Source organism: Bradyrhizobium sp. CCGUVB1N3 (genome assembly GCF_024199925.1).
Classification (GTDB): domain Bacteria; phylum Pseudomonadota; class Alphaproteobacteria; order Rhizobiales; family Xanthobacteraceae; genus Bradyrhizobium.
Genome location: NZ_JANADR010000001.1, coordinates 3,254,205 through 3,276,382, shown reverse-complemented (window position 1 = coordinate 3,276,382; position 22,178 = coordinate 3,254,205). Strand labels below are relative to the sequence as shown.

The following is a 22,178-nucleotide window of genomic DNA, read 5'->3' as shown; positions in this document are numbered from 1 at the left end:
CCCCAAAATTACCTTTAGAAAGCCCCGCGCCACTTCGCAGCGCCGATCGGCCGATCGTGATAGGCTTCAGGCCGGGAGATCAAGCGGGAGAACGGCCATGCCAAAGGCTTACCTAATCGCTGAGCACATCGTCACCGAGCCCGCTGTGTTTGAGGAGTACCGGGTCAAGGTTGGACCGATGATCGGAAAATATGGCGGGCGGTATCTGACCAAGGGCGATGAGCATCGATTTCCCGAAGGTGGTCATTGGGAGCCCGAGCGCGTCGTGATCATTGAATTTCCTGATCGGCAATCACTCTACGATTGGTACAACTCACCTGAGTATCAGCCGCTCATTAAGTTGCGGAAAGAAAGCACCAGCGATCTGGATATGTTGATCACGCTTGAGGGGGTCTAGCGCGCGGGGCGTCGAAGGCGACAATGGAGCTTGCGCGGAACGGCGCAAGGGCAGGTTGCGGCGCCGACAATTCCTGGCAATACATCCGATCGATCTTGCGCTGCATCGGCGCATAACAGGCGCATGCGACGCGCTCGAGCCGCGCCCGGTCGATCTCTACAAAGCCGCGCCGGTCGGACGGAATGGCGCCCGCCGCGCGAAGCTTGCTCATCGTCAGCGTCACCGTCGTTCGCCGCACCCCGAGCAATTGGGCAAGCGCCTCCTGCGTCAGCGGAAGCACGTCGTCGGGAACGCGGTCGTGGAGCTGTAGGAGCCACCGCGCCATGCGGCGATCCACCCGATGCAGCGCATTGCAGGCGGCCACGTGCTGGAGCTGTAACAACAGCGCGCGGGCGTGCACCTGCACGACATTCCTGATGGCTTCGCTTTGCGCATAGGCAGCCCGGAATTTCGCGACGGAAATCAGTGATGCCGTGCCGGCCACGCGAGCAATCGCAGTCACGGAGGAAAGCGATGGGCCGAGCACGGAGAGCGAAGCCAAAGCGCCTTCCCGTCCCATCAACGTGGTTGCGACGGTTTGCCCGTCGGGCATATCGAGCATGAAGGCGATCGCGCCGCTGTGGGGAAAATAAACCTGGTCGAGTTGATCGCCCGACCGCACCAAGACGGCGTCGGATTGGAACGAGACTGTTTGGAAGTGAGGCGCGAGCAAGCCCAAATCCGCCGGCGGCAACGCCGCCAGAAGTCGATTCCCAGAGCTGGTCGAGATCTTTTCCATGAATCTCATTTCGACTTAAACCAACGCGCGGCCATAGTCCAAGTCTCTCGTGAGGCAGATTTTGTCCTTCTCGCAGCACCATTAGGAGAAGCAATTGCAAAATGCGTATGGGTAACACTGTACGGCATTGAAGAGTGAGTTCCTATTCCCGGTACGGGGCATATGAACTGCACTTAAAAGCCGTCGTCATGTCGAGTGTCCGCAGCAGACCGGGGATCAGCCCTCGCTTAACTCTACGCCGTTTTCGACCACATTCTCCGTCGGCTCAGACCCGGAATGTTCCTACTTACAGTGGAGGAGCGTTATTTATTCCGCCACATCTCCTAACATATGACATCAGGCTCAGAATTTATCAGGCGTAGGCTTGGTCGCATCACAGCACGGACCTTGGCTTTTATCTGTGATGAGAACGCCGGTTGCGCTCCCGCCTTCCTCTCATGAAGGAGCAGCGCCGTGCAAAAGCGACGCCGTATCAAACAAGCACAATCCCTCGAAGTGCGCCTTGCTGACGAAGCGGAGCGACTTCGCAAGGAAGCCAAATCGCTCCCGCCCGGCCTTCGCAGAGAGGCGCTGTTGCGGAAAGTTCGGCAGGCCGAAACTGGCTCGCACATCAGCGAGTGGTTGCGCTCTCCGGTACCACAGCCTCTCAAGTGAGAGCACACGCCTAGGAATGAATTCGCCCGCCTTTTCCATAGAACGCGGGAATGCCCAGTGTCATGTTACTATTTTGATTTGCGAGATGATGATGACTTCGCCCCCGATGACGAGGGGCTAGAGCTGCCGAATATCCAAGCCGTGCAGGAAGAGGCCGCGAAGGCACTGACAGACGCAGCCCGAGACGCGCTCCTTAGGCCAATCAATCCAACTCGGATCGCGGTAGAGGCTCGCGACGACAGCGGTCCAGTGATGCAAATTCGGTTCACAATCGAAGTCGAAATCAACAGAAAGAACTAACGCGCCTCACGGAGGACTGCTGCGCATGGATGTACTGAGACGATCACTAGAGCAGTTGGTTGCATCAATTTGCGAAGTCTGTGAGACCGAGATGAGTTGGTCGCGGTCGGCTCTCATCGCCGCAGAACAAGTCGTCGCCCATGTATTCACCTGCCCCGCTGCGGCACCATCGGCGAGACCAAAACGCCCGCGACAACTCCGAGGAGAACAACTCGGAGGAGTAAGTGACGTTAATGGGACCGGTGTATGGACGTGCGCCGCTCTATAACCGTCAGGGCATGGCATTGGTTCGGCACTGAAAGCTGACACCGGAGGCGCGCACCCGGCCGGATTCCAACTGCACACAGAAGGTTAGGAGTGGTACCATAAAGACCATTGCCGGTATTGGAGAAGCCAACGATGCCTCCTCTTGATACTGCGGTGATCGTTCTGGCCGGCATTGCTTTTCTTGGAGCCTTCGTAAATGGCGCGCTCGGCTATGGGTTTTCTTCGCTCACCGTGCCGGTGGCTCTCGTTTTCTACGCAAACCGCATCCTGAATCCCGCCGTCGTTCTGGTCGAGGTTGCCACCAACTTCTACGTTCTCTTTATCAATCTGAGCGGCGTTGCAACTGTATGGAAGAGGGTGTTTCCAATCATCGTCGGGCTCCTGCCCGGCATCGGAATCGGAGCCTTGGTTCTCGCGTCGGTTCAGCCAGGCTGGATCAAACTCGCGACCTACGCACTCATTCTGCCGCTCATCCTCGTTCAGGCAGCCGGTTGGCGGAGACCAATTCGGCAGACATGGTGGGTCGGTCTTCCCTTTGGGACTGCACTGGGCATCCTGTATTCAGTCACCACCATCTCGGGACCGCCGCTGGCGATGCTGTTCAGCCATGTCGTCGTTGAACACCTAAGCTGCTCGGTTTCGCTCAGCCCTTTTCAAAAGGCGACTATCATCGGACCATAGTCCCCAGCCGTTGAGCTTCCTAAGATACCGATAACCGGGGGCGACTGCTGTGCCCGCGCATCCATCTGCGACAATGTGGCGGCACTCGATACTACAAGCCTAATGAACTCCCGCCGCCGCACGTATCCCTCTTCTAAGGACCACGCTAAGGAATAGCGAGATTAGCACCTTGCGGCGAGAATAAAAAACCCTGGCCAAGTGCATTCTCACCTGGCCAATTGCATGGCGGCATGTGTGAACGCGGGAAGTTCGCCTTTGGTAATAAGCGCCGGTCCGGCTTTTTCATCTTGATTTGAATGTTCTGAAAGGAAACGCGGCTTTTGGGCAGCCCGCGGCCGAGGCGAGGATCTAGCTCTCCACAAGCTTGATGGTTGAGACCGGCTACCTTCCGTCATGGCCTTTGATCGAAATCCGAAGCCCGTGCAATTCATCCAGCCAAACGTTCTCCACCGTGCCTGCCTTTCCATCGGTAAGGACGACGGCTTTGCCGATCAATTCAGATTGCGCCTCACCGTACGCGTTCAAGATTGTTAACTCATGGCGTTTCACCGATGGCATTGCTCGTCCATCTTCGGCCGACCCATCCGCGGCTCAATGGCGAGATCTCTTCCAATGCTCCGCACCGGGAACGATTGACGGTGAACGCTCCAGTTCGCGGAGTCGGTCGATTTGCGTTTTGAGGCGCGCTGGCAATTTCGGCTCTGGTTTCAGCGTCGCGCGTAGTCTCTCGCCGATCTCTCGAACGATGGCCCGGCTGTGTGCGTAGTCGATGTCGAGGTGGTTGCGCATCACGGAGCCTTCGGTTCGGTAGCGCCACCAGCGCTCCCCAGCAACCGATCGGAGCAGGCTGGCCATTTTTCAAAGCAACCGGAGACCGCCGCTTTTGGCTATCTGCGCGAGCGCTTGTATTCAGAACAGCGGATCGCCACAGCGACCTTTGGCTATCCCGCGACATGCGCCGTGTTAGTACCGGCGAGCGGCGGTCTCATGCTTTTCTAAAGCCTCTTAGACGCTTTCGTTCCGATACCTGATCGCGACGCGCGATGTTCCATGCGGGCCAGGAACTCGGGGTGCGCCATCGACACTGAGGCAACCGGCCCAATCGACAGACGAACAGCACTCGGAACCATTTCTGAAGGTGCCTGGTTTAGTTAATGGGGTGATGAAGGGAGGGATCATCGCCATGAGGACCAAATATCTCGCTGCGATTGCGATAGCTGTTCTTGCCGCTTGTACTGGGCTGGCCATGAAATCTCTCGGCTCGCTACCGCTCGAAAAGCAGTCCACGCCGACTGTCACGCAAGTTGCGGACCGATTAGCTGTGTCCGTGGATCCGTTTTTGATGCGGTCCGGTGTCTAACAGCCGGCGTAACTCGAAAATGCATTGGCTGCTCGGATCATGGCGGAGCGCGGCTGACATCCGCGAGCAAAATCGAATTGTCGATCAGACCCTAGGTGCACCGTCTACGGCGCGGTCGGCTACGAGTTGCGCCGTTGGCTAATGCCGCGCGCATTAGGGATGCGTATTCGCGTCATCCGAGCAGCCGCCCTGCGTTCCGCCGATCGGATGCAGGCGCGATACAGCCAAGGCCGGACATAGCTGCCTTCCCACATACCGCGCACGGCACGCTCGGTCCCACGTTGTGCCGCTTCGTACTTGCCTTTGGAGTATTGCAGCCAATCCAGCGCGTAGCCATTGCGGACCAGCCATTCGCCGAAATCGACACCGTCCGCCGCGCAGGTCGGTGCCGTGCGACCGTATCGATCGTCGGTCACAGGCACGCAGGTCAGTGAGCGGCTGGTGGACTGCAATCCAAACGATGAGACAGAGCTGCCGCGACCACCAAAAGGCTTCAGAACGCAATTCGATAAGAAGGGCTGGCGCCACTGACATAGGCCGTAATTCTACGGGGCGCAGGTTGTTGTAACCTTTCCTTGCTATTTCATCATGATCGAATTTGCGCAGGGAGTCGAAATGAGCGTCAAAGCCGTTATGGCGAAAGTCCTACAAGCCGAGCTATTGGCGCGCAGCGTAAATTCGCTAGCGCCGTCCGACTACGAACAGATTGTCGAGCGGCTGGTAGAGCAAATCAGCGAATTAGAACTGAAGCTGGCCGCGCGAGAGATGACGAACAAGAACGACGAGCCTTGAAGGGCTGGTAACGACTATTCGACGACCCGACGCTGCCGCGCCAGAATGGCAGGCCGAGATTGAAGCGCTGGTGGAGTGCAATCGCTTCCCGCTAGGAGCTTCCGGTTCCGCGAACCTAACGACGAGGAAAGGAAGACGCGGTAACCCGCTGATTTGCTGGCGGGCCCGGCAGCGCGACGTTTCGGTTCTGGTTGAATATCTACGTCAAAATATCGCCGGCCGTTCTGCACGCGTTGACCGAACGCTCGATCCCGATGGAAAGGCGCTGGATTCGTTGCTGGCCGTTCTTGCAGAGGACGGCGAAAGCCCGCCAGCGGGCTCGCCCGGCTTTCCTGAAGGCGTTGTGGCCTCCAACCGGAACGCGTGGCGAAATCGGTTCTACGCCGACACGTTGGCCAAAGAACCGAAGATCGGAGATGCAACGCTTCGACAGCGGTATTCGCGAGCCATTACCGAGCTAACCGAGAAGAAGAGAATCGCTACGGTCACGCTCAGGGCGGCAGAAGTGCGGCTGCCCTCGCAAGTTCGTTGCTGGGTGCAGGTTCGTTGGACCGCGCGAAGAGAACACGGGAGGTCGCGGCAATTTCCGCTTCGTCCCTTCCGTCTTGTCCGATCAGGATTAATCCAGCGCCGCCATTCGCGACGTTCAGAATAGTCGGTTCGCCGCCCCACGTCTTGATTGGCTTCATTCCGATGATGAGAAATTCACCAATAGGCTGGTCAAGATATTGAATTCGCAACTGCGGACCGACCTCCGCGCCAGCGAGTTCAAAGCCGAGCTGCCTAGCGCGCGCGTAAATAGCAGCCAAAGTCACGGTATCCGTCTTGAACCCAAGCTCGGCCGCCGATACAGCGACAAGCTTCACTTCGGTTGTCTTAGAAGTGACGGTGAAGGTCGGTCGAGCGAGAATTTCGGCAGCCGCTCCACCGACACCACACCCCATGGCATCCAGCGCGTTACGCAGCGCAATAGAATTGGCAAAGGTACCAGCCCTAATTGTCTTCCACGTCGGGACATCGCGCTCGGACTTGATGAGCTGTTGGGGCACATCGGATGGACGTACCTTGTGGGACTTCATCTGGTTCTGCAAGACATCGCGGGCTGCGCATTGAGCCTGCGCGCTTTGTGCGAAAAGAACGATGCAGGCCGAGTACACCATTGAAACGATGAAGCGACGGCAGTTACACCCTGCACGACGCTGATTGTCCCTGCCGCAACCGGCTCGACTTATCAGAATAAACATGTCGAAAATCGATTTGTTGGTACGCTAGACGCAAAATGCCCGCCTCCGAGTCAATGGGAAGAAAGGAGGGTAATGCATCAACGAGACATCGCCCGGCCGACTTTGAAATGCGTCCGGAGGCGGGGCACTAATGGCTGAAGTATTCCAATTTCCAAATGGCAGGGCGGCAGTCCGTAAGCGTGATCGCCCCTGCAGCATCATACCTACGAGGAATGACGTAGCTGAAAGGTAGCACCATCGTTCCGCTAGTTCAATCTGATCGAAGTATCGCACGGCGTCGCAAGGCGGTGTGTGAACTACACCACAAGCGTTTTGCTCGCTGTCACAACTGGCCCGGCCAGTTGCATCGCTGCGCGTTCAGCACAACACATTGCATCGACCTCGTGCTTTGTTGGCCACCAATCCCAGACATTGCCGATCATGTCGTAGACGCCATAACCGTTGGGCGGGAACGGCCGTCAACCGGTGAAGTGCGCTCGCTGTCCTGGTCGAGATTCTCGGTTGGAAAATTGCCCTGCCAGGTGGGCCATGTGTTTGCCATCAGGCGTGAGCGCATTGCCCCAGGCGAATTCCTCGCCGTCGAGGCCGCCGCGGTCTGCGCTGTGGTGACGTAGCCGGTCGCCTTGACGAATTGCTTTGAACAGCCGGTTGGTTACCGGCATGCGATCGATCCAGAAGCCATCGACGGAGACGCGATGCACCGGCGCTTCTTCCGGGTAGTGATCGTTCGATCCCATCCGGAAAGTGCCGCCTTTGACCCAAACTCAACGTGAGCAAATCTCATCCGCTATGTGTTGCTAAGCCAGTTCCACGATCGGCGGGAAGCCGGTGAGATAAGCCGGCTCCTGCTTGACGTCGATAACATGGACGAGTTGCTGGGTCGCAATCAGCCGCCCCAACGGGTCGATCGGCGGCGGGCAGATGATCGGATTGCGCAAAAAGGTCGCCGCGAAAGCCGACGGCAGGTTGAACATTGAGGCGCAGCGGAAGCCGCCGGCTTCGTAGAGAAGCAACAGGCCAAATTGGGCATCACAGATCCTGCTCGCACTCGACAGGATTGTCTGGAACACGGGATCGAGTTCACCGGGCGAGCGGCTGATGACCTGCAACACCTCGGAGGTTGCGGTCTGGTGCCGCAGCGATTCGTGCAAGTCGGCAGTCTTCGCCTGTACCTCGTCGAACAGGCGGGCGTTCTCGATGGCGATCATCGCCTGGTCGGCAAAGGTCTGCACCAGATCGATCTGACTTTGGGGGAACGGGCCGGGCTCGGGTCGCGTCAGCACCAGCACGCCCTCGACCTGGTTGTCTCTGAGCATTGGCACACCAAGCGTCCCGCGAATTCTGTTCAAGGAACTCGCGGGCATTTGCATTTCAGGGTCGGCAAGAACATCGGTTATAACTTCGACTTTCCCCGACGCGATGACGCGCGAGGTGGCCGAACCGCGGCCCGTTTTTGGCGGGTTTGCTGCCCAATATTGCAGGAATTCGGGAGTGGTGCTGGACGCTGCTCTCAGCGGAAACACGTCGCCTTCGCGAAGGAAGATCGAACCCCGATTGGCGCCGCACAATTTAACCGCGGACGTTATCAGTGTTTCGAGAACGCTTTGGAGGTCGAAGGTCGAACGGCTGATGACCTTGAGCACGTCCGCGGTGGCGGCCTGCTGTGCAATTGCCTCGTCGAGCCTACACTGGAGATCAGCAATGACCTGCTGGGGATCGTTGGCATCCGTCACAAGGAAATTTCCGAATTATCAGACGAGACGCTGGGCGCCGCCTCGATTTGGCTTTTGGTACATAAGAGCGTGCAGGCCAATCCTCAGCTAGGGGGTAGTCTGATTTAGACCGGCAGAAATGTCTGAGAAGGTTCATCAGCGCCAGTAGGGGACGGCTGGGCTACGTCCCGTGCGCCGCTGACAGCCGAAGCGGCAACACTTACGCCCCTGCTCGGCTCGGGCCAACGATTGACACGCCATCGGTCACGTCGATGGTCATCGGAAGATCGACAACGACAGCCTGAGCCGCAGGCAGCGCCAAGCTGCCCGGACGTGCGGGGAAGCTATTGGCCCTGGATAGTGCGAGTGATTGCAATGCCGTGACCAGAGCCGAATTGCCAAATCCGATCGGCAGCGAGCCGGCAGGTACGCTGGCGTAGGCTGTTCTCGCATCGAGGTAAATGTTGGGCGTCTTGGATGCGCCTTTCGAGGAGCCATCGTCGTCATCATCATCCTTGGCAAGGGCAACGCCCGTGAAGCAGATGCAGAGGGCACCAGCAAGCGTTGCTTTCAGGCAGCTGAAGAGATGGCGCATACTGTCCTAACTAGAACACGCACTCTTCCGAATTAGGACATAGGATCGGCCAATCGATTGGTGAATTTCTAATCCTCGTGCCCGCCTTGGGGCGCAATAGGGAAGTTGGGCTCCAGCCAAGCCCCGGCTGGGGCCCTTTCGTTTGTGCATTAATGACGGGCTGGTCCGCCGCGTTCGACATCCGATTGTGCTTCCAAACAGTCGCGCTCGTCACCTTGCGTGACGCGGGCCACTTCATCTGCTGCCACCCGTTCGGCAGATTGGGGATACCATGGAAGTCCGGTTCCCGCGTGATCGAGCGGTTCCCCCGGCCAAATGAAATCAAGATTTGTCCTAAATCGTGCCGGTGATTGTCGCTTCGATAGTTAGTGCCGGGTCGACAAGAACATTAAGAGGAGGCATTAAGAGCTGGCCCCGGTTGTTTGGACAGCGCCCCGCGAAAATTAAGTGGATTCCTGCCGGGTTATGCTGAAGGCGGGGCTTTACGATTTTGCTGTGGCGTCGGGAGGGCGTAAGCCCGACCAGAGCCGCAGCAAAATCGTTGGCGACGATCATGCGGCCGTCACCATCGTTTGCGCGCCGAAGTAAGCCTCGTCGGGCGTGCGTTCGTCAAGGCTCGAGTGAGGACGTCCTCGGTTGTAGAACGCCAGATATTTGGAAATCGATGCTCGCGCCTCGAGCACGCTGTCGTAAGCACGCAGATAGACTTCCTCGTATTTGACAGTGCGCCACAGCCGCTCGACGAACACGTTGTCGCGCCAGGCACCCTTGCCGTCCATGCTGATGGCGATGTTCGCGTCCAGCAGCACGCCGGTGAAGTCGAGGCTGGTGAACTGGCTACCCTGATCCGTGTTGAAGATCTCGGGCCTGCCGTGCTTCGCCAACGCCTCCTGGAGCGCTTCGACGCAGAATATCGTCTCCATCGTGATCGATACGCGATGGACCAACACCCGTCGGCTGAACACATCGACGACCGCCGCGAGGTAGACGAATCCACGTCGCATCGGAATGTAGCTGATGTCCATTGCCCAGACCTGGTTCGGCCGCTCGATCTTCAATCCGCGCAATAGGTACGGGTAGATCTTGTGGCCCGGTGCGGGCTTGCTCGTGTTCGGACGGCGATAGATCGCCTCGATCCCCATGCGCTTCATCAGCGTCGCGACGTGGCGGCGGCCAATCTGCATGCCCTCACGCTGCAACAGCGATCGCAGCATGCGCGCCCCTGCGAAGGGATAATCGAGGTGCAGCTCATCGAGCCGGCGCATCAAGACAAGGTCCTCGGCCGAAACCGGCCGAGGTTCATAGTAAACCGTACTGCGGGCAAGGTTCAGGACCTTCGCCTGGCGCACGACAGACAGATCATGGTCGCGGTCGATCATCGCTTTGCGCTCAGCAGGCCCGCCTTGGTGAGCGCGCCGGACAAAAAATCGTTCTCCAACGCAAGCTCGCCGATCTTGGCATGTAACGCCTTCAAATCGACCGGCGCCTCGGCCGGTCCGTTGTCCTGCCCAAACACTCCGGCGGCGCCTTCCAGGAGTTGGGTCTTCCAGGTCGTGATCTGGTTCGGATGGACATCAAACAATTGCGCCAGCTCGGCCAACGTCTTCTCCCCCTTCACGGCCGCCAAAGCCACCTTTGCCTTGAATGCCGGAGAATGCGTCCGGCGACTCCTCTTCGTCATCTTCGCTCCTGATTCGCGGCAAGAAGCCTCGCCGCTCTCAGGCAGAAAATCCACTCAAGCTACTGTCCGAATTTGCGGAGCCAGCTCTTTACCCAATGCCGACGAAAGACCGTTTTACTTCGAACGATCCTTTGACTCTCTTTCTCTCCGAGCATGCCGATGGACCCGAGGAGCAGGGAATCGGGAAAGCTTTGGACAGTGCGAGTATCTCGTCGCGAATCCTCAAGGCGAGTATTTTGGCTGCAACGGCGACAGCGATCGGTATCGCGATTCTATCAGTGGAAAATCCAGCGACGCTCTTTGCGGGCGTCACGGCTTCGCGGATCGACAATTCGGCGCTTCAGCCTGGCACCGATCAGTCGACGCCAACAGTTCAATCAACCGCAATGCAATCAACCGCCGATGCTCAGGCTTTGCCGCCGACGGCAAGGGACGCGCCGTCGGTTAATCCCGAGTCAGCGCCGCCATCAGACAACAAGACCGCCGCAAGGAACGAGCCGACCCGCGACGAATTTGCTGCCGCTTCTGAACCCGCCGCTCAGAGTCAGACGGAAAACACTGAGCTACCAACTGAAGCCCTGTTCAAGCAATTCCAGGCTTGGAGGGCCGAGGAAGATAGACGGGCACAGGTCGCGCTCGTGCAGCTCCCACAAGATGCCCGACCAGAGGTCGGGCCCACGCAAAAGCACCGAAGGGTCCGGCCCGTGCAAAATGCGAGGGCAAAGATCCGGCACGCGCAGAAGCCCCGAGCAAAGGTCCAGCGGGAGCAAGATGGAGAGGTACCCGCCCGGCCCGTACGAGATGCACGAGCACAGGACCAGTCTGTGCAGAGTGCCCAGGCACCATCGTTCCTGCAAATCTTCGACCCGTTTAGAGCAAGCCCGCCCCAGCGTGCTCCTTGAACAGCCCGGCGTCCCGCACATAGCCGCGTAGGTTACCGACTGGCTTGTGTCGGCTCACGTTTCTTGGCGCTGGCCTAGTTTAACCCTAGTGGCCTAAGTTGAATTTGACAGTGGCCTGATTTGAACTACTACGGGCCATGGAATTGAACTCGACCCTGACCTGTCCAGCCTGCGGCCACCAAGCCACCGAGACCATGCCAACCGACGCCTGCCAGTTCTTCTATGACTGCAAGGGCTGCGGCACCCGGTTTAACCCCAAGGCTGGCGATTGTTGCGTGTTTTGCACTTATGGCTCTGTCCCGTGCCCGCCGGTTCAAGAACAAGGCAAAGCAAAATGCTGCGAATAAGGCCGCCGGTGGTACTGTCCTAACTTGGACACGCGCTTTGCCAAATTAGAACATTTTTCGGGATAATGTGGCAATCGAGTCGTGACCGCTTTCTGGAGTGGGTGACTCAGGAGGGCCTCAGCGGGTCAGCCCCGGGCTGGGGCCTTTTCGTGCGCCATCCAATAACAACGCCGAGCGGCGTTTCAGACCTCAAATCGTAGCCGCATTGCCCGCAGCGGAAAGTGATAACAACATGCGATCCATTTTGATTATCGCGATGGTGATTGTATGGATTGCTCAGGCGGGAGCTATCGACCGAAACAAGTGGATTGAGCAGACTGCAAGAGCGAGCAAAGCTTGCCTTGCCAAATTTCGGCAGAAGTTCGGTGAAGCAAAAGGTCGCAATTACGCTGACTGTGTGACGGATCAAAATAACAGAGCAGTGGACACCTGTACTGGCAACAGCGAGTTTGCAAATTGTGTTTTAGAGCGAACATTGAGGGTATTGGAAGTGTGCGACCTGTCGGGATGCTAAGGTAGTCGTTGCGGGTTCATCGCGTATCCTAGCAGCCCAATCAGGCACGCGGCGAATTAAAGCCGAGCACAGGCCTTTTCCGCTGCAGTGGTAGTCGGAGCAATAGACCAGGATGGCACGCACGCCCATCTGGCGCATGCCCGCCTGAGGCCGGTGAACGCCGCACTCGACCTAGATCAATCCCTTCTAGGTAACGCGCAGGCTGCGGACGTAATAACCTTGTCTCTGGACGGCTGACTTGATCTCGTCGCTGACTTTGCAAACCCTCTTCTGCTCTTGCGCCACTTATGCCTGGAGCTAAGCGCTGGTATCGCTGAGCCCGTGCTTAGGACGAGCAAGTCGCGTTTATCATTGCGATAGACATCAAACATATTTCGCCTCGCTGATCGTACTGAAATAAACGCCGAATATATTTTGGTCTCGACCGAGTAGCTTAATGTCTCCGATGCCTACGCGGGTTGTAAATGTGCAACGCCCGCCAATTTATGCTTCACCGTGTTCCGGTTGGGAACGGACTGATGCAAGCCCAGCGCATTAGCGTCATCTCGGTCCCGGCTGATGCGTTGCGGATTACTGGCGCTGGATAGTCAGGGAAGACGCGGGGCATCGACGACAGGTTGCCGACGTAGCGATTGACTACGCGGAAGAGCGGAGGAGGGCGGAAAGGAAGTCGCCGAGGAATTGGTGAAGCAACTTGACGCACTTTGATACCGGGACCGACTGATTTGCGATATTCCGGCGTGGTCAGCCTCCTCCATCAAAGCAACTTTGAAAGGGATAGACATCAAGCGTGAACTCCCAGGCGAAAATTTCCGTGGTTTCCCTTCGCATCAATGGAGTACAGTTTTTCTCGGCCTTGGGGGGCGTGGGGATGGCGCACTACCGAGCTTACCTTTTGGATCAGCACCACCACGTTATAAGCGTGGCCAATTTGCAGTGCGCCAACGAGCAGGAAGCACGAGAACGTGCTGAGCAGCTAGTTGATGTCAACGATGTCGAGCTATGGCAACTCGATCGCCGTATTGCGGTGTTTGAGGCCGTCACAAGCCGAACCTCGCAGGCCACCCGACAGGGAAGACCTCAGCAGGCGCAGGGCCCTACGGACAAATGAAGCGGAAGTAGTCCAATTCAAGCTGGACGAAATGCTGCCGCAGATCATCGCAAATTGCGAGAGGGTCCGGTCAATCGCAGCGCGTTCTTGAACGAGGGGGCCTCTCGGGCGGAGGACGCCTCGAAGTCCGTTGAGCCAGGGGCACTTGAGTTCACGATTAGAAGGTACGTGAAGTGAAGTGTTATCGGTGATCTTGACCCGTCTAAGACGATGCGGAGGCTCTTCGGATGATAGCCAAGACCAATCACCGTCCCGGTCTTACCACCCAAACGCGGCCCCACTGAGGGCTTTACCTCTATGCGAGAACCAATCGCAAATTCACTTTTAATCGAGGAGAGTCCATTCATCATCGCTGGTGCCATTGGTCGAAGAAGCCAATCTATACGGTATACCCGCGCGAGTCTCACACCCAAAATGATCCCCGCTCTTCGACGGGCTCATTGAGCCATATCAGAGCCTCTCGTGGTTCTAGAAATAACACGCGCTCTTCCGTGAGCGATGATGGTCCACCGCTGGAAAGATATAGGATGAAGCCCTTGCGATTGTCATGCAGCAGCGCTTCTCTGGCGTGGCTCTCTGAGAGAGATTGGGTATCGATGGACGGAATAGTTCGAGAGGAAATAAGCTGCACTTGAAGGGCTCGTCTTACTGTGAACGAACGAGACGTTTCTCTGGGTTCGCCTTGCCCTTTGTCTTTGCGGTGACGAAATGAATGCCGACTTGAGAGCCATCGACCCAAATCAGCTCGCACCGTCGAAATGCCAGACCAGTGGAGGACAGAACGAGGAAGAATTCCTGCGCTTTCAGGGGGTCGGTCGAGCCATCGACCTCAAGTTTGGCGCCGCTTGCAGAGGCGTCGAGGAGAATACAGCTCCGTCGCCACGTTCCATCGACACCCATGATGCTGACAGCATGCTTGTGATCAAACCGAACACGCTGTGCCTTTCGATCGTTTCCCATCATCTGCAATCCAAAATTCCAAATCTTCTCTTCTAAAATAGATGCGCTGCCTCCCTGCGCGCGGTTTCAATGCGCATATCGATCGTGGCAGATTGCGCCAGTAACGTCGCTCTGGTCGCTTCATCCAAATTGGTCTGTCCGATGATCAGGCGGATGCAATTATTCGCGAGTTCAAGAAGAAAGACGGCCTGACGGGCGTCATCCGTCGTTTGGACGTCCAGAGCTTGAACTTGTGACAACAGAGCGGCGACGTTCGCCAAAATGTCAGGCAGTCTCTGGCACGAGGGACTTGTCTCAGATTTCCCCCTGTAAAGCCGCTGAAATCTAAGGACCGTAGACATTGTCGCAAATCTCTTTTTGCGGGTCGGCCTTAATGGCGTTGCTGTCGTCGATAGTGATCAAAAAAGCGATGATGAAAAATGCAGCTACACGCTAGGACAACGGACAGGCCCACTCGGACTAGCCTTACCATGACAACCATGGCCACGCCGACCCTCTGTAGAATGCCCGTGTTCAGAATTTCACGCCGAAATGTTTAACAAACATTTAGAAGGGTTGCGAGCAGCCGGTATTGTAGTATCTAAGTTGCGCTAAAACGCCATCGAAATTCGGCAAGCATTACAGATCAAACCGTTCAGTCGGTTGCAGCCGTGTTCTCAGTCATGGTCGCGTACTCCTGTGTTTGATCATTGCCGTCGTTCTGTAGGCAGGATCACACGAGCCAGCTCGGACGGATTCTCGACAGCTGAGAAGTGGCCGGTATTATTCAGAGTCAACATCCGCGAGGCGGGGATCAGCGACCGCGTGCGTTCGCGCTCATCTGGTCGAGACCAATCGCTATCGCCATAGATGAGCGTCACAGGGACCGAGATCTGCTGATAGTAGTCGCGGGCCTTGCTCCAGGAGCGCCAACCTGCCAGCACCTTGCGTGCGACCCGCTTGTATCCCGGGCGGTGGGCTACCTCATCGAACTCAGCAAGCAGATCCGCCGGCAGTTTGCGTGGGTCGTGATATCCGCCGCCCATGATCTTGCCGAGGACGATCTTGTTTTCGAGCGATGCATTGATCGCGCCGAGGACCGGGATCTGCAGACTTCCGATGATGAAATTCGCCAACCAGTTGCCACGTCGAATGCCGTCGCCGTAGCGGGTCTCATAGTCATAGGAGTTGATCGCAAAGACCCGCTTCAGCCGCTGCGGAAGCGACGCCGCCACTGTGAGGGCTAATGCCCCGCCGATCGATTCGCCAACGAGCGTCACGTCCGAGAGATCCAGCTCCTCGATAAAACCTATGACGGCCCGCCTGAAGTAGGGTTCATCGAAGCTCGCGCTTGGATCGATTGGTGAGTGTCCGTGACCCGGAAGGTCAATGGCGTACACCGTGTGCGACCCGGCGAGGAGGGGCGCAAGAGCGCGGAAATATTCGAGCTGCGTCCGGATCGTATGTATGAGGAGCAGCGGAGGCCCGCTGCCGGTCTTTTGAAAACGTACGCTTAGCTTGTCCGATATTTTGAGCAAACTTGGTTTGGCTTCAGTCACGCTGAGCATTCGATCTCTCCGTGCTTCGAGGGGTGAGAGCTGGCTCCGCAAATTCGGACAGTAGCTTGAGTGGATTTTCTGCCTGAGAGCGGCGAGGCTTCTTGCCGCGAATCAGGAGCGAAGATGACGAAGAGGAGTCGCCGGACGCATTCTCCGGCATTCAAGGCAAAGGTGGCTTTGGCGGCCGTGAAGGGGGAGAAGACGTTGGCCGAGCTGGCGCAATTGTTTGATGTCCATCCGAACCAGATCACGACCTGGAAGACCCAACTCCTGGAAGGCGCCGCCGGAGTGTTTGGGCAGGACAACGGACCGGCCGAGGCGCCGGTCGATTTGAAGGCGTTACATGCCAAGATCGGCGAGCTTGCGTTGGAGAACGATTTTTTGTCCGGCGCGCTCACCAAGGCGGGCCTGCTGAGCGCAAAGCGATGATCGACCGCGACCATGATCTGTCTGTCGTGCGCCAGGCGAAGGTCCTGAACCTTGCCCGCAGTACGGTTTACTATGAACCTCGGCCGGTTTCGGCCGAGGACCTTGTCTTGATGCGCCGGCTCGATGAGCTGCACCTCGATTATCCCTTCGCAGGGGCGCGCATGCTGCGATCGCTGTTGCAGCGTGAGGGCATGCAGATTGGCCGCCGCCACGTCGCGACGCTGATGAAGCGCATGGGGATCGAGGCGATCTATCGCCGTCCGAACACGAGCAAGCCCGCACCGGGCCACAAGATCTACCCGTACCTATTGCGCGGATTGAAGATCGAGCGGCCGAACCAGGTCTGGGCAATGGACATCAGCTACATTCCGATGCGACGTGGATTCGTCTACCTCGCGGCGGTCGTCGATGTGTTCAGCCGACGGGTGTTGGTCCATCGCGTATCGATCACGATGGAGACGATATTCTGCGTCGAAGCGCTCCAGGAGGCGTTGGCGAAGCACGGCAGGCCCGAGATCTTCAACACGGATCAGGGTAGCCAGTTCACCAGCCTCGACTTCACCGGCGTGCTGCTGGACGCGAACATCGCCATCAGCATGGACGGCAAGGGTGCCTGGCGCGACAACGTGTTCGTCGAGCGGCTGTGGCGCACTGTCAAATACGAGGAAGTCTATCTGCGTGCTTACGACAGCGTGCTCGAGGCGCGAGCATCGATTTCCAAATATCTGGCGTTCTACAACCGAGGACGTCCTCACTCGAGCCTTGACGAACGCACGCCCGACGAGGCTTACTTCGGCGCGCAAACGATGGTGACGGCCGCATGATCGTCGCCAACGATTTTGCTGCGGCTCTGGTCGGGCTTACGCCCTCCCGACGCCACAGCAAAATCGTAAAGCCCCGCCTTCAGCATAACCCGGCAGGAATCCACTTAATTTTCGCGGGGCGCTGTCCAAACAACCGGGGCCAGCTCTGTGCGCTCTCAAGAGGCAGCGACGTCGCGAACCTGCTCGGCCGCGGCATCCAAAAGCGCCTGAGCCAGATCAGGGTCGTTGACGACGCGCGATAGCGTCACCGCGCCGACCATCGTTGCGAGAATGGCCATGGCCTTGCTGCGGGAGGCCTTGCCGTCGGCCCCGGCGACGAAGTGGCCGAGCACGTCGAGATGCGCCTTAATTCCCGTTTCGAATTCCGCCTTCACGTCGGGGCCCTGTCGGGCGGCATCTGAGCCAAGCGCCACGATCGGGCAACCGTCCATCTTTTCTCCGCGATGGTCGCCACTGAGGTAAAACGCGATCACCGCGCCGAGTGGATCGTCAGGATGTGCCGCGGCCGCGTCTGACCATCGGCCGGACGCGCTCTCCAATGCGCGCTTGGACGCCTCAACCGCCAATGCCTCGCGATGAAACTAGTCGGAGAGCTGGATGCCGGAAATCGGCACGTCCAGTTCGATGAGCGAGGATGGGAAACGGAGTGATGGCCTCAGGCCTCCAGCCACCGCGCCCGTCCTCGACTCTACCTTCGGGGACCTTGCGATGGGACCATGCTGCCGGACCTCATCGAAATTGTCCCCCTGAGCCGTCGGACCGCGCAACCGTCGTCCTACGCGGTGCTCTTTGGAGCGAGGACACGCAGGCGATGGTGAACTGTCTCAATCGGTTGGGATTCTGTATTGAAGTGGCGGATGATCCGGCCGAGCCGGCCAACTGCACCCTCACGGTTTGCGGATGCGGCGGGAGGATTCCCAACGCGGGCACGCCGGCGCAGCCGCTCACGCTCGAGTTCTTCGTCGAGAATGCCGGCACAGCTGCGCGTTTCTTGTTGCCGTTCCTGTGTCTCGGCCAAGGCGCCTACCGCCGGCTCTGCTGCCCCATTAGGCCGGCAAAGACCAAGGCGACGATTGCGACCGAGATGACGATGATCGCGCCTGAAAATGCATAGATGGTCGGCGAGGCACCCGAATTCATCGCGCCGAACATATAAAGCGGAAGCGTGTTCTGGCGACCGGCCAGGTAGTACGCGCGCGCCTGCTCGTTCAGTGAAAGGAGAAATGCAAAGACGAAGCTCGAGAGGAGATTGGTGCGCATAAGCGGCAGGGTTATGTCGACGAAGGCCCGTATTGGCCCGGCGCCGAGGTCGCGGGCCGCCGCGATGGTGCTGGGCCTGACCGCCGACAGGCCGATGAGCGAGACCACAGCGGCGAACGGCAGCGTCCACAGAAGATGTCCGATTGCTATGGTGACCCAAGATGGGGCGAGACCGACAACTCTCAGAGTCGCCGACAGACCGAGGCCCTCAATCGTACCCGGGACGAACATGGCCGAGAGAATGACGAGGAGGAATACGCCGCGCAGGCGCGTCATCGCCCGGTAAGCGAGCGCAGCAGAGAGGCCGATCGGCGTCGCCAGTGCGGCTGTTGCGAGCCCGACCATTGCGCTTTCCTTGAGAGCCCCAGCGAGGCGGCCATCGTCGAGAAGCGCAAAATACCATTTGAGGCTATAGCGGCTCGGCGTAACGAGTCCAAGCTGCGCGTCCGGGTTCAACGATGCAAGCAGCAGGTACAGTACTGGCGCATACATGATTGCCAGGCTCAGCGCCGTGATAGTGGTGAACAAAAGCCGGCCGCCGCCGGTGCGTCCCGTGACGATTGCATCGAAGTTCATATGCCGAGGCTTTCGAACAGGCGCGATAGCCTGAGCGCGCGATTTGCGATGATGATGAGGACGGTGAGCAGAGTGATGACAACCGTAGCGATGGCGAAGGCGAGGGGGAAATTCACCACTCTCAGCACATCGTCGATCATGATGGAAATGGAAGAAGCACCAGCCCCTCCAAGAAGCTGGATCTCCATGGATGTGCCAACGGCGACGACGAATACGAACAGAAAGCCCGCCACGATTCCTGGCAGGACGAGCGGCAAGACGATGGTTGCGAGCACGGTCCAGAAGCCTGCACCAAGGTCCTGGCTTGCACGAATCACTGAATGTTCGATCCGTGCGAATGCCAGCACAATGGGAACTATCGCGAATGGCAGATAGGCGGCGACCATCCCCAGCAGGACCGCAAAATCGGAGAACAAAAGCCATTCAGCTGGAGTCTCCACAATTCCAAGGCTCATTAGTGCGTTGTTGATGACGCCCTGCCGACCAAGCACGAGGCGCCATGCAAAGGCGCGCACGAGGCCGCTCGTAAAGAATGGAATGGTGAACAGTGCGAGGAGGAGCGCAGCCCGGCGCGGTCCGCTCAACAGACCGACGACCGCCGCGGTCGGAACAGCGAGTAGCGTGGAAGCAGTAGCCGTCAGTGCGGCGAGGCCCGCCGTGCGCAGAAAAACGGTTGCTCGTCCGTTCTCAAGGAGGGCCGCATATGACGCGAACGACCAGGCGGGCTTGATCCAGTAGGTATCAGGATCGAAGCTCCAGAAACTCCACGTCGTGATCAGTGCCAGCGGAATGAAGCCCACCCCGACAAAAACCGCGAGCGACGGGAGCGCGAGGAGGAAGCCCGCCGGCCGCCAGCGGGCGCCCACGCTTTCGTCGGGCCCCGGTTCGTGAGGCACTACGCGTTCCTCAATTTCTGCCACCATGTTTCGTAGAGCTGGAAATTGTCCGGCCGGGTGTTTTGCCAATAGATCTTGCCGGCAAACTTTTGCTTCACATGTTCGGCCAGTTTCCGGACGCCCGCCGGATCGAAAGCATTCGCATGAGCCGTCGCGTAGGCGACGTTGTTGTCGGTGGGAACGACATAGCCGCGCAGCACGCCGAGCTTGCAGCCGTAGAATCCCGAGAAAAGGGCATTGACCAACTGATGGGCCGCCTTTGCACGATCGCGGACCACCGCGCTCTTCAGCAGGATGGTATTGTTAGCCCATCCCTCGTAGCCTTCCTTCGGCACGGCATAATAGCAATCGACACCCCGCATCCGCGCGGCATAAACAATGGGTTCCCAGCCAGTCATCACCCAGACCTCCTGGTTGGCCAAGAGCTGAAGACCCTGTTCCCAACCGTTCCAGAACGTGCGGAACTGGCGGTCCCGCTTGTGCTTGATCAGGAATTCCATGACCAGCCCGAGCTCGTCAGCGGTCAGGTTGCCGGGCTCGGCAATCTTCGCATTCTCCGAGTTCTTCAGATAAATGGCGGTAAAGATGACGCTGTTGATCCAGGCGTCTTCCATAGCGGTCTTGCCCTTCAGCTTCGGATCAAAGATGACGCCATAGCTGTCGATGCTGCCAGCCTTGTCTCTTACGGCGATGATGGAATCGGCATTGATGACGGTCGGCATTCCGTAGGCCTTGCCATCGTGGGTCAGGTAGGGAATGTCCTTCGCCCACTGCCACACGCTCGCATAATTTGGTATTTGCGAAATATCCCAGGGCGCAATCAGGTCGCGTCTCGCCAGTTCCTTTTCGCTGCCTCCCTGGAGCCCTCCGACATCATAAATGTCGTTTGCGTTGCCAGCCACGAGCTTGGCAACGACCGGCCCCGGGTCGTTGCCGTTATCGGTGAAGTCGACTTTGACACCGCTGTCGTTTGCAATGGTTCTCCAACCGTCGTCGCCGATATCGAGCGTGCCGGTTGCCCAAAAATTGATCTCATCTAACGCTCGGGCGGCGCGCGGCAGGCCCAAACTTCCGACTGCCAGCGCGCCAGCACCAAGAACACCGTTCTGAACGAGCTGGCGGCGTGTCAACTGGGAGAATACGCCCGGCGGAAAGCCATTCCCGATGCTGTGCGCCATTGTCCAAGCTCCCAGGGAGCCTCCCGGCTTGATTCATATCATAATTCAGGCGCCTTCGCAGAGCCGGCGCTGGGCAGATATCAGGGCTCGACCGGCGCGTCCGGCAGCAATAGCGGCTTCATGGGTTCCCAAACAATCTCGATGCTGCTGCCTGGTGCGGGTACCGCGACACCCGGATCTGCGGAGATGAGAAATTTGAGCGCTTGACCATCAATCAAGCGGCTCTCAACCTCGACGTCTCGGCCCTTGTAGGCGGTGGAAATGACCGTGAGCGGCCCGAGATCACTTCGCTCTTTTGGGTGTGCGATCCTGATCCGCTCGGGTCGGAGGACCAGCACATAACCGTTCGCCGGGTCACGGCTGACGGGCGGTTCACAGCGGATATCTCGTCCAGCAACGCGCGCATGCCAGTCGGCAGTGCCGGAATCGACGCGCTCCGGCTTCAATATTACGTCGAACCCAACGAACCACGCGACGAAGGTATTGGCCGGTCGTTCGAAGACTTCGCGCGGCGTACCGATCTGTTCGATGCGGCCCGCTCGCAGGACTATAATCCGATCGCTTAGAGACAGAGCCTCATCCTGATTGTGAGTGACGGCAAGGATGGTCGCGCCGAGTTGTCGGTGCAGCCGACTGATCTCGCCGCGCAGTTGCTGGCGCAATCGCTCGTCGAGCCCCGTCAATGGCTCGTCGAGCAGAAGAACAGCAGGGTCGAGCACCAGCGCTCGGGCAAGCGCCACGCGTTGGCGCTGACCTCCGGAAAGCTGGTGTATGCGGCGCCGCTCGTAGCCTTCAAGGGCAACGATAGCGAGCATCTCCGCCGTGCACTTGCGCCGCGTGGCTGGGTCGACGCCGCGTACCTTGAGGCCATAGGCGACGTTCTCGGCAACAGTCATGTGCGGAAACAGGCCGAGGTCCTGAAAGATCGTGTTGCATGGCCGCTTGTTGGGCGGAAGCGCCGTCACGTCCGTACCGGCGAAGAGAATACGGCCTGCGGTCGGCTGCAGGAAGCCACCGATCATTTGCAATATCGTGCTCTTGCCAGCGCCGGAAGGTCCCAGCACCGTGACGAAGCTTCCCTCCGGCACCTCCAACGAAATGTCGGACACGACAGGTTTGTCGTAGACCTTGGTTACACGATCGAGCGTTATGGCGGCTGGCGAACTCATCCGGCCTCCTCGT

The 22,178-nt window shown here is 58.4% G+C and carries 25 protein-coding genes and 3 pseudogenes; 9 read left to right on the top strand and 19 right to left on the bottom strand.

Annotation, left to right across the window (positions count from 1 at the left end; all coding sequences use genetic code 11):
- Positions 1-97 precede the first annotated feature (97 nt).
- Entirely contained in the window at positions 98-397 is a 300-nt protein-coding gene (locus NLM33_RS15535) for a DUF1330 domain-containing protein (protein ID WP_254096887.1), read from the top strand.
- Here NLM33_RS15535 and NLM33_RS15530 read toward each other — a convergent pair.
- Positions 378-1,175 carry a Crp/Fnr family transcriptional regulator gene (locus tag NLM33_RS15530; protein WP_254096886.1) on the bottom strand — a complete coding sequence of 266 codons (798 nt, stop codon included), beginning with the start codon at positions 1,173-1,175 and terminating at the stop codon, positions 378-380. The two genes, NLM33_RS15535 and NLM33_RS15530, sit on opposite strands and share 20 nt — an antisense overlap.
- A 711-nt stretch (positions 1,176-1,886) precedes the next feature.
- Here NLM33_RS15530 and NLM33_RS15520 point away from each other — a divergent pair.
- A complete protein-coding gene (locus NLM33_RS15520) occupies positions 1,887-2,129 on the top strand; it encodes a hypothetical protein (RefSeq protein ID WP_254096884.1) in 243 nt (80 codons plus the stop codon).
- A gap of 399 nt (positions 2,130-2,528) precedes the next feature.
- Complete coding sequence (locus NLM33_RS15515) at positions 2,529-3,077, top strand: sulfite exporter TauE/SafE family protein (protein WP_254096883.1); 549 nt, start codon at positions 2,529-2,531, stop codon at positions 3,075-3,077.
- Positions 3,078-3,458: 381 nt separating this feature from the next.
- Here the strand turns inward: NLM33_RS15515 and NLM33_RS15510 are convergent, their stop codons facing one another.
- The 3 genes from NLM33_RS15510 to NLM33_RS15500 form a co-directional block, all read right to left on the bottom strand.
- Positions 3,459-3,635: a PRC-barrel domain-containing protein gene (locus NLM33_RS15510; RefSeq protein ID WP_254096882.1), complete on the bottom strand. Its 177-nt coding sequence runs from the start codon at positions 3,633-3,635 to the stop codon at positions 3,459-3,461.
- A 33-nt stretch (positions 3,636-3,668) separates the two neighbouring features.
- Positions 3,669-3,932, bottom strand: coding sequence for a hypothetical protein (locus NLM33_RS15505; RefSeq protein WP_254096881.1), 264 nt, complete (start codon positions 3,930-3,932; stop codon positions 3,669-3,671).
- Positions 3,933-4,556: 624 nt separating this feature from the next.
- Positions 4,557-4,853 (bottom strand): thermonuclease family protein, encoded by a 297-nt coding sequence (locus NLM33_RS15500; RefSeq protein WP_371929955.1) that lies wholly within the window; start codon positions 4,851-4,853, stop codon positions 4,557-4,559.
- 199 nt (positions 4,854-5,052) lie between these two features.
- Here NLM33_RS15500 and NLM33_RS15495 point away from each other — a divergent pair, with 199 nt between their 5' ends.
- Positions 5,053-5,229 (top strand): hypothetical protein, encoded by a 177-nt coding sequence (locus NLM33_RS15495; protein WP_254096879.1) that lies wholly within the window; start codon positions 5,053-5,055, stop codon positions 5,227-5,229.
- A 491-nt stretch (positions 5,230-5,720) separates the two neighbouring features.
- Here NLM33_RS15495 and NLM33_RS15490 read toward each other — a convergent pair whose 3' ends face one another.
- The 6 genes and pseudogenes from NLM33_RS15490 to NLM33_RS15465 form a co-directional block, all read right to left on the bottom strand.
- The gene (locus NLM33_RS15490) at positions 5,721-6,389 is read right to left on the bottom strand and encodes a hypothetical protein (RefSeq protein WP_254105810.1); all 669 of its coding nucleotides are present in this window, start codon (positions 6,387-6,389) and stop codon (positions 5,721-5,723) included.
- A gap of 446 nt (positions 6,390-6,835) precedes the next feature.
- Positions 6,836-7,237: pseudogene (locus tag NLM33_RS15485) on the bottom strand (formylglycine-generating enzyme family protein); the annotation flags it as partial.
- Between the two features lie 33 nt (positions 7,238-7,270).
- A complete protein-coding gene (locus NLM33_RS15480) occupies positions 7,271-8,206 on the bottom strand; it encodes a GAF domain-containing protein (protein WP_254096878.1) in 936 nt (311 codons plus the stop codon).
- Positions 8,207-8,405: 199 nt separating this feature from the next.
- Positions 8,406-8,780 (bottom strand): hypothetical protein, encoded by a 375-nt coding sequence (locus tag NLM33_RS15475; RefSeq protein ID WP_254096877.1) that lies wholly within the window; start codon positions 8,778-8,780, stop codon positions 8,406-8,408.
- Between the two features lie 333 nt (positions 8,781-9,113).
- Positions 9,114-9,335, bottom strand: a complete 222-nt coding sequence (locus NLM33_RS15470) for a hypothetical protein (RefSeq protein WP_254096876.1) — start codon at positions 9,333-9,335, stop codon at positions 9,114-9,116.
- A protein-coding gene (locus tag NLM33_RS15465) for an IS3 family transposase (protein ID WP_254095161.1) occupies positions 9,332-10,461 on the bottom strand; the annotation gives its coding sequence in 2 pieces (ribosomal slippage) (positions 9,332-10,209 and positions 10,209-10,461; 1,131 coding nt in all). Before NLM33_RS15465 ends, NLM33_RS15470 begins: the two co-directional genes overlap by 4 nt.
- A 95-nt stretch (positions 10,462-10,556) precedes the next feature.
- On the opposite strand from NLM33_RS15465, the gene NLM33_RS15460 reads away from it, so the two are divergent.
- From NLM33_RS15460 to NLM33_RS15450, 3 genes are all read left to right on the top strand, one after another.
- Entirely contained in the window at positions 10,557-11,363 is an 807-nt protein-coding gene (locus NLM33_RS15460) for a hypothetical protein (RefSeq protein ID WP_254096875.1), read from the top strand.
- Positions 11,364-11,500: 137 nt separating this feature from the next.
- Entirely contained in the window at positions 11,501-11,710 is a 210-nt protein-coding gene (locus NLM33_RS15455; RefSeq protein ID WP_254096874.1) for a GDCCVxC domain-containing (seleno)protein, read from the top strand.
- A gap of 232 nt (positions 11,711-11,942) precedes the next feature.
- Positions 11,943-12,224 carry a hypothetical protein gene (locus tag NLM33_RS15450; protein WP_254096873.1) on the top strand — a complete coding sequence of 94 codons (282 nt, stop codon included), beginning with the start codon at positions 11,943-11,945 and terminating at the stop codon, positions 12,222-12,224.
- A gap of 186 nt (positions 12,225-12,410) precedes the next feature.
- Here the strand turns inward: NLM33_RS15450 and NLM33_RS15445 are convergent.
- A pseudogene (locus NLM33_RS15445) lies at positions 12,411-12,595 on the bottom strand (hypothetical protein).
- Between the two features lie 419 nt (positions 12,596-13,014).
- On the opposite strand from NLM33_RS15445, the gene NLM33_RS15440 reads away from it, so the two are divergent.
- Positions 13,015-13,335: a hypothetical protein gene (locus NLM33_RS15440; RefSeq protein WP_254096872.1), complete on the top strand. Its 321-nt coding sequence runs from the start codon at positions 13,015-13,017 to the stop codon at positions 13,333-13,335.
- Between the two features lie 645 nt (positions 13,336-13,980).
- Here the strand turns inward: NLM33_RS15440 and NLM33_RS15435 are convergent.
- The 3 genes from NLM33_RS15435 to NLM33_RS15425 all read right to left on the bottom strand — a co-directional run bounded on the left by NLM33_RS15435 (position 13,981) and on the right by NLM33_RS15425 (position 15,842).
- Entirely contained in the window at positions 13,981-14,298 is a 318-nt protein-coding gene (locus NLM33_RS15435) for a PilZ domain-containing protein (protein ID WP_254096871.1), read from the bottom strand.
- Between the two features lie 29 nt (positions 14,299-14,327).
- Complete coding sequence (locus NLM33_RS15430) at positions 14,328-14,555, bottom strand: hypothetical protein (protein WP_254096870.1); 228 nt, start codon at positions 14,553-14,555, stop codon at positions 14,328-14,330.
- 426 nt (positions 14,556-14,981) lie between these two features.
- The gene (locus tag NLM33_RS15425; RefSeq protein ID WP_254096869.1) at positions 14,982-15,842 is read right to left on the bottom strand and encodes an alpha/beta fold hydrolase; all 861 of its coding nucleotides are present in this window, start codon (positions 15,840-15,842) and stop codon (positions 14,982-14,984) included.
- A gap of 114 nt (positions 15,843-15,956) precedes the next feature.
- Between NLM33_RS15425 and NLM33_RS15420 the strand changes: the two genes are divergently transcribed.
- Positions 15,957-17,086 (top strand): IS3 family transposase gene (locus NLM33_RS15420; RefSeq protein ID WP_254095161.1). Its coding sequence is split into 2 segments (ribosomal slippage): positions 15,957-16,209 and positions 16,209-17,086, totalling 1,131 coding nucleotides; the frame shifts between segments, so codons are not numbered across the junction.
- Positions 17,087-17,241: 155 nt separating this feature from the next.
- Here the strand turns inward: NLM33_RS15420 and NLM33_RS15415 are convergent.
- The 5 genes and pseudogenes from NLM33_RS15415 to NLM33_RS15390 all read right to left on the bottom strand — a co-directional run.
- Positions 17,242-17,661: pseudogene (locus NLM33_RS15415) on the bottom strand (TetR/AcrR family transcriptional regulator); the annotation flags it as partial.
- Positions 17,662-18,109: 448 nt separating this feature from the next.
- Entirely contained in the window at positions 18,110-18,922 is an 813-nt protein-coding gene (locus NLM33_RS15405; RefSeq protein ID WP_254096867.1) for an ABC transporter permease, read from the bottom strand.
- Positions 18,919-19,842: an ABC transporter permease gene (locus NLM33_RS15400; RefSeq protein ID WP_254096866.1), complete on the bottom strand. Its 924-nt coding sequence runs from the start codon at positions 19,840-19,842 to the stop codon at positions 18,919-18,921. Before NLM33_RS15400 ends, NLM33_RS15405 begins: the two co-directional genes overlap by 4 nt.
- Positions 19,818-20,996 (bottom strand): PotD/PotF family extracellular solute-binding protein, encoded by a 1,179-nt coding sequence (locus tag NLM33_RS15395; RefSeq protein ID WP_254096865.1) that lies wholly within the window; start codon positions 20,994-20,996, stop codon positions 19,818-19,820. The genes NLM33_RS15400 and NLM33_RS15395 overlap by 25 nt, the downstream gene beginning before the upstream one ends.
- A gap of 80 nt (positions 20,997-21,076) precedes the next feature.
- A complete protein-coding gene (locus NLM33_RS15390) occupies positions 21,077-22,165 on the bottom strand; it encodes an ABC transporter ATP-binding protein (RefSeq protein WP_254096864.1) in 1,089 nt (362 codons plus the stop codon).
- Between the last annotated feature and the right edge of the window lie 13 nt (positions 22,166-22,178).